This window comes from Streptomyces nanshensis, assembly GCF_001751255.1.
Taxonomy (GTDB): domain Bacteria; phylum Actinomycetota; class Actinomycetes; order Streptomycetales; family Streptomycetaceae; genus Streptomyces; species Streptomyces nanshensis_A.
Map to the genome: position 1 here is coordinate 1 of NZ_LJGW01000203.1, position 5,622 is coordinate 5,622.

Below are 5,622 nucleotides of genomic sequence, written 5' to 3' on the forward strand. Positions count from 1 at the left end.
CGCACGGGGACTGCTCGATCGTGCTGCTCTCCCGGCGGGGCGCGGACGCCCCCGGCACCGCCGGGCTGCTCGCCGAACTGGAGGCGGCGGGTGTACCGGCCCGTGCCGTGGCCGCCGACGTCGCCGACCGCGACGCCGTCGCCGCGCTCCTCGACCGGCTCAGGAGCGAGGGCACGCCGGTGCGTTCGGTCTTCCACGCGGCCGGCGTCACCCAGGCCACCCCCCTCGAGGTGATGAGCTCCGAGGAGTTCGCCTCGGTGACCGCGGCGAAGACCGACGGCGCGCGGGTGCTGGACGAACTGCTCGGCACGGAACTCGACGCGTTCGTCGTCTTCTCCTCCATCGCCGCCGTCTGGGGCAGCTCCCACAGCGGCGCCTACGCCGCCGGCAACGCCTACCTCGACGCCCTGGTGGAGCGCCGCAGGGCCCGTGGCGCCACGGCCACGTCGGTGGCCTGGGGCGTCTGGGCCGACGAGGGAATGGTCGACGAGGACACCGCGCGGAACCTGCGCCGCATCGGCCTGCGGGCCCTGCCGCCCGCGCGGGCGATCGCATCCCTCCAACTGACCCTCGACCGCGACGAGGCGGCGGTCACCGTCGCCGACGTCGACTGGGCACCGTTCACCACCAGTTACACGGCATCCGGGCCCCGCCCGCTGCTCGACGAGCTTCCGCAGGCGCGGGCGGCCCTGGACGCCGCCCCGCAGGGGGAGGCGGACGCCTCCGGCACCTTCCGCCGGGAGCTGCTGGCGCTCGACCCCGCCGCCCGGCGGAGTGCTCTGGTGGAGCTGGTGCGCGCGGAGACGGCGGCCGAACTGGGCTACGCCGACCACACGCGGGTCGAAGCGGACTGCTCCTTCCGCGATCTGGGCCTGGACTCGCTGGCCTCCGTCGGGCTGCGCAAGCGGCTGAACGCCCTGACCGGACTCGACACCCCCGTCACGCTCGCCTTCGACCACCCGACTCCGGAAGCGGTCGCCGCGTTCCTGCTGGAGTCGCTCGGGTCCGAGGCGGGCACGGGCGCGGGGTCCGCCGAGGACGCGCTCGACCGGCTGGAGGCCGCGCTGGCGGCCGCCGACACCGACTCGGTGGGCCGGTCGCGCATCACCATGCGCCTGAACTCCCTGCTCACGCGCTGGCAGTCGGGCGGGGCGCAGCCCTCGGGCGCCCCCGGGTCCGATGCCGGCGAGGACGACCTCGACGGCGCCTCGGACGAGGACCTGCTGACCATGCTCGGCCGGGAGTTCGACATCTCATGACGCGGCTCGTCACCTCATGACCCGGCCGCCCGATCCCGGCTCCGGTTCCTGAAGCCCGTACCTTCCGAAAGGTCCACCAGTGTCTGCACCTCCCCCAGACGGTCCGGCGTCGACCGAGAACCGGATGCGGCATTTCCTCAAGCAGGTCAGCGCCGATCTGCGGGTCGCCAGGCAGCGGCTGCGCGAGTACGAGGCCCGGGACGCCGCCGACCCGGTCGCCGTCGTCGGCATGGCCTGCCGGCTGCCTGGCGGCGTGCACGGCCCGGAGGAACTGTGGGGGCTGGTGTCCACGGGAACCGACGCCGTCTCCCTCTTCCCCGCCGACCGCGGCTGGGACACCGATCGGATCTACGACCCGAGCGGTGTGCGGCCGGGCACCTCCCTCACCCGGGAGGGCGGATTCCTGTACGGGGCCGGGGAGTTCGACGCCGGCTTCTTCGGCATCTCGCCCCGCGAGGCGCTGGCCATGGACCCGCAGCAGCGGCTGCTGCTGGAGACCTCCTGGGAGGCGCTGGAGCACGCCGCGATCGACCCGGCCGGTCTGCGCGGCAGCCGCACCGGCGTCTATGTCGGCGCCGCCCCGCAGGGGTACGGGTTCGACGTGCAGGGAGGCGGAGTCGGCCTGGAGGGCTACGGGATCACCGGGGTCTCCACGTCGCTGATGTCCGGCCGGATCGCCTACACCCTCGGGCTCGAAGGCGCGGCGGTGACGATCGACACCGCCTGCTCCTCCTCGCTGGTGGCGCTGCACCTGGCGGGCCAGGCCCTGCGGCAGCGCGAATGCGATCTCGCGCTGGTGGGCGGGGTGACGGTGATGGCCTCGCCCAGCGCGTTCGTCGAGTTCAGCCGGCAGGGCGGGCTGGCCCCGGACGGCCGCTGCAAGTCGTTCTCCGCCGAGGCGGACGGCACCGGCTGGTCCGAGGGCGTGGGCATGCTCGTCGTCGAGCGGCTGTCGGACGCCCGGCGCAACGGGCACGAGGTGCTGGCCGTCGTCCGGGGCTCGGCCGTCAACCAGGACGGCGCCTCCAACGGTCTCACCGCGCCCAACGGCAGGTCGCAGCAGCGGGTCATCCTGGACTCGCTGGCCAGCGGCGGCCTGTCCACGGCCGACGTCGACGTGGTGGAGGGGCACGGCACGGGAACGCGACTCGGCGACCCCATCGAGGTCCAGGCGCTGCTGGCGACCTACGGCCGGGACCGGGCCGCCGAACGCCCGCTCCGTCTCGGCTCGTTGAAGTCCAACATCGGTCACACCCAGTCGGCGGCCGGAGTCGCGGGCGTCATCAAGACGGTGATGGCGATCCGCAACGGGGTCATGCCGCCCAGTCTCTTCGCCGGCACCCCCACGGGCGAGGTGGAGTGGGACGGCAGCGGTGTGGAGCTGCTGGCCACCGAGCGGTCCTGGACGCGCGAGGACGGCCCCCGCCGCGCGGGGGTGTCGTCGTTCGGCATCAGCGGCACCAACGCCCACGTGATCCTGGAACAGTTCGTGCCGGAGCCCGGTACGGACACCGGTACGGAACCCGGCAGCGGGTCCGCCGCGGAGCCGACCGCCCCGGTGCCCGCGGTGGCGGGCGGCGCGGTGCCGCTGGCGCTGTCGGCGAAGTCGGACGCGGGCCTCAGCGGCCAGGCGGCTGCGCTGCGCGACCACCTCACCGCCCACCCCGGTCTGCCGCTGGCGGACGTGGCGCGTTCGCTGATGACGACCCGCTCCCTCTTCGACCACCGCGCGGTGGTGGTGGGGGAGCGCCCCGAGGTGCTCGCCGCGCTGGACCGGCTGGCGGCGTCGGCTCCGGGAGGCCCCGGCCCCGCCCGGTCGCGCGGGGTGTCCGCGGTCTTCTCCGGCCAGGGCTCGCAGCGTCCCGGCATGGGCCGTGAACTCGCCGCCGGCTTCCCGGTGTTCGCCGGGGCTCTGGACGAGGTCTGCGCGCTGGTCGATCCGCTGCTGGGCCGGAGCCTGCGCGAGGTGATGTGGTCGGACGCCGACGATGCCGGGGAGACGCTCGCGCGCACCGAGTTCGCGCAGCCGGCGCTGTTCGCCTTCCAGTACGCCCTGGCACGGCTGTGGCAGTCGTGGGGCGTGTCCTTCACCGCCGTCACCGGCCATTCCATCGGTGAGATCGCCGCCTCCGTCGTCGCGGGCGTGCTGTCGCCGGACGACGCGGCACACCTGGCGGTGACCCGGGGGCGTCTGATGCAGAGCCTTCCCGACGGCGGGGCGATGCTCGCCGTCAACACCACCGAGGCGGAGGCCGCCACCGCCCTCGACGGCGTCACCGGCGTCACGGTGGCCGCCGTCAACGGCCCCGACTCCCTGGTGCTGTCGGGCGAGGCCGCGGAGATCGACCGGCAGGCGGAGCGGTGGCGCGAGCGCGGCGTACGCGTCTCCCGTCTCCAGGTCAGCCACGCCTTCCACTCCCCGCTCATAGAGCCGGTGCTGAAGGAGTTCGCGGCCGCCCTGGAAGAACTCGACTTCCGCGAGCCGACCTCGGCGATCGTGCCCGCGGGCGACTCCGCCCACCCCGTACACACCCCGGAGTACTGGGTGGACCACGCCCGGCACGCCGTGCGGTTCCACGACGCGGCGACCCGGCTGCCCACCGGGGACGCCCTGGTCGAGATCGGGCCCGGGGCCGTGCTCACCCCGCTGCTCGCCGGGCACCGCGACGTCACGGCGACCTGTCACCGCTCCGGCTCCGAGACACGGACCGCCCTGGAAGCACTGGGGCGCCTCCACACGCTCGGCGTCACCCCCGACTGGGCCGCGGTCCTCGGCGAGGGCCGGTCCGTTCCGCTGCCCACATACGCGTTCCAGCACGAGAACTACTGGCTGGCGCCGCCGGAGGCGACGGAGGAGGTACGCGGCTCCGCCGTGGACCAGGCGTTCTGGGACGCGGTGGAGAAGGAGGACATGGCCGGCCTGGCCGGCACGCTGGGCGCACCGGCCGAACTGGAACCGGCCCTGCCGGCCCTGGCCCGCTGGCGCCGCGAGCGTACGCACCGGCAGCGGATGGACTCCTGGCGCTACCGCGTGACTTGGAAGCCCGCCGACCGTGCCGCGGCGGCACAAGTGGCGGGCTCCTGGCTGGTGGTGCTTCCGCACGGCGGCGGCGACCCGGCGCTCGTACGGTCGGTGACCCGGCTGCCCGCCGACGCGATCACCGTCGAACTGGGCCCGGAGACCGACCGGGCCGCCACGGCCGGAGCGCTGGCCGAGGCGGCCAAGGGCGTCTCGCTGCTGTCCGGCGTCATCAGCCTCGTCGAGACCCCCGAAGAGCTGCTGGTGCTGATCCAGGCGCTGGGGGACGCCGAGGTGGGAGCGCGGCTGTGGTGCCTGACCCGCCGGGCGGTGGCCACCGACGGAACCGAGGAGCCGGACCCGGCCCGCGCCGCGCTCTGGGGCGTCGGCCTGGTCGCCGGCCTGGAACACCCCGGGCGCTGGGGCGGGTTGATCGACCTGCCGGAGACCCTCGACGAGCGGGCCGCCGGCCGGCTGGGCGGCGTTCTGGCGTCCGACGACGACGAGGACCAGCTCGCGGTCCGTGCGAGCGGCGTACTGAGCCGCCGTCTCGTGCCCTTCCCCGCCGCACCCGAACCCGGCCGGTCCTGGCGCCCCGAGGGCCCGGTGCTGATCACCGGCGGGACCGGGGCGATCGGCGCACACGTCGCCCGCTGGCTGACCTCGCTCGGTCCCTGCTCCCTGGTGCTGGTCTCCCGGCGCGGCCCGGAGGCGCCCGGTGCCGAGCGGCTGCGGGACGAACTGCGGGAACGGGGCGCGCACGTGCGCGTGGAGGCCGCCGACGTCACCGACCGCGCCGGGATGGCGGAGCTGACCGCCCGGATCGCCGCCGAGGAGGGGCCGGTGCGCACCGTGTTCCACGCGGCGGGCCTCGGCCAGAGCACCCCGATCGACGGGATGACCCTGGAGGAGTTCCGCTCGGTGTGCGCCGCCAAGACGGCCGGGGCGCGGGTACTGGACGAACTGTTCGACGGCGCCGGCGACCTCGACGCGTTCGTCCTGTTCTCCTCCGCCTCCGCGATCTGGGGCAGCGGCCACTACGCCTCGTACGCCGCGGGCAACTCCTTCCTGGACGCGCTGGCCGAACGCCGGCGTGCCCGCGGCCTCGCCGCGACCTCGGTGGCGTGGGGCGTGTGGGCGCAGTCCGGCATCCTCGGCGCGGAGGGCGAGGAGCAACTGCGCCGCCGCGGCCTGGTGCCGATGGCGCCGGAGGACTGCGTCGCCGCCCTGGCCCAGGTCCTGGACCGCGACGAGACCCGGGTCACGGTGGCCGACGTCGACTGGGAGCCGTTCCTGGCCGGGTACACCGCGGCCCGGCCGCGCCCCCTGATCGAGGACCTGCCG

General features: G+C 75.0%; 2 protein-coding genes. Both read left to right on the top strand.

Annotated elements, in window-relative coordinates; genetic code table 11:
• Positions 1 to 1,259, top strand: a 1,259-nt coding sequence (locus tag AN218_RS12010; RefSeq protein WP_141747541.1) for a beta-ketoacyl reductase, incomplete at its 5' end; no start/stop codon positions are given.
• Positions 1,260 to 1,383: 124 nt separating this feature from the next.
• Positions 1,384 to 5,622, top strand: a 4,239-nt coding sequence (locus tag AN218_RS12015) for a type I polyketide synthase (protein ID WP_070016842.1), incomplete at its 3' end; no start/stop codon positions are given.